The following is a 1,494-nucleotide window of genomic DNA, read 5'->3' on the forward strand; positions in this document are numbered from 1 at the left end:
GGTGGAAGACCGCGTGCATCGTCGAGGGCGTCTATGCCCGGACACTCCGTGGCGCGATGGGTGACATCGACCGGACGCCGGCGTCCTTCGGCGCACAGGCGGAGCGGCTCACCACGCAGGCCTGGCGGTACACGCAGCGGCTGTGACGGAGGCCCGGCCCAGCGCGCCCGGGCGGCGGCGTGCAAACTCGGCGACGAGACGTGGCGCGATCCGTGGTGAGAGCGCGGCACCTCCGCGGGCGACGGTCCTGACTGCGAAGACCAGTTCAGGTGGGTCGATGTCCTCGAGGAGGAAGCCGGGGGCGCCGATATCGAGGGCGGTGCACACGTACCTGGTAGTCCCGGCAGGTCTGCGCCGGTGTAACCCGCCCGATGATCCCGCAGCCTCGGCGGTACTGGGTGAATCCACGGCCCGGCGGGCGATCGTTGGTGTCGGTCAGAAGTCCCAGTCTTCGTCGTGAGTGGGTTGTTGGTTGCCTATGACGTAGGAGCTTCCTGCACCGGAGAAGAAGTCATGGTTTTCGCCTGCTCCTGGATCGAGGGCGGACAGGAGCTCGGGTGCGACCTGACAATCAGCGGGTTCGAAAGCGGGCGGATAGCCCAGGTTGGCCAGAGCCTTGTTCGCGTTGAATCGCATGTATGGAAGAACCGAGGGTGTCCAGCCGATGGTGCCGTAGAGGTCATGGGCATAGTCGACCTCGTTGCTGTAGAGGGTATGCAGCAGGTCGTAAGTGTAGTCGCGGTGATCAGCGCGTTCAGCTTCGGTCAGCGCGGCCAGGCCGCGCTGGCATTTGTAGCCGATGTAATAGCCGTGTACGGCTTCGTCGCGGATTATCAGCCGGATGAGGTCGGCCGTGTTGGTGAGCTTGCCACGCGCAGACCAATGCATGGGCAGATAGAAACCGGAGTAGAACAGAAATGATTCGAGCATGACCGAGGCGGCTTTACGCTTGAGGGGATCGTCGCCGCGATAATAGTCGACAATGATCTGCGCCTTGCGTTGTAGGTGACGGTTGGTTTCGGACCAGTCGAACGCGGCGTCGATCTCGGTGGTGGAGCACAGGGTGGAGAAGATGGAACTGTAACTTTTGGCGTGCACAGATTCCATGAACGCCATGTTGGTCAGTACCGCCTCTTCGTGCGGGGTGACTGCGTCGGCGATCATGGACACCGCTCCTACGGTGGCCTGCGTGGTGTCCAGGAGGGTCAGTCCGGTGAAAACCCGGATGGTCAGTTGTTGTTCGTGCTCGGTCAAGGTCTGCCAGGACGCAAGATCGTTGGATAGCGGGATGCGTTCGGGAAGCCAGAAGTTCCCGGTCAGCCGGTCCCAAACCTGGGCGTCCTTCGGGTCCGGTACTCGGTTCCAGTTGATCGCGTGCACGCGATCAACGAGTCGCCCACTCACGAGTGTGTCGTTTCGTCGAAGGAGAACAGGCCGTTGTGGGCACCGGCACGCGCTGCGGCAAACCGTGCCGTGACGTCTGCCCAATTCACC

At 62.7% G+C, this 1,494-nt stretch carries 1 protein-coding gene; it reads right to left on the bottom strand.

Annotation, left to right across the window (positions count from 1 at the left end):
• Positions 1-435: 435 nt before the first annotated feature.
• Entirely contained in the window at positions 436-1,404 is a 969-nt protein-coding gene (gene nrdF, locus R1101_RS0123325) for a class 1b ribonucleoside-diphosphate reductase subunit beta (protein ID WP_026003632.1), read from the bottom strand.
• Positions 1,405-1,494 lie beyond the last annotated feature (90 nt).

Source organism: Rhodococcus sp. R1101 (assembly GCF_000278445.1).
GTDB classification, from domain to species: Bacteria; Actinomycetota; Actinomycetes; order Mycobacteriales; family Mycobacteriaceae; genus Rhodococcus; species Rhodococcus gordoniae.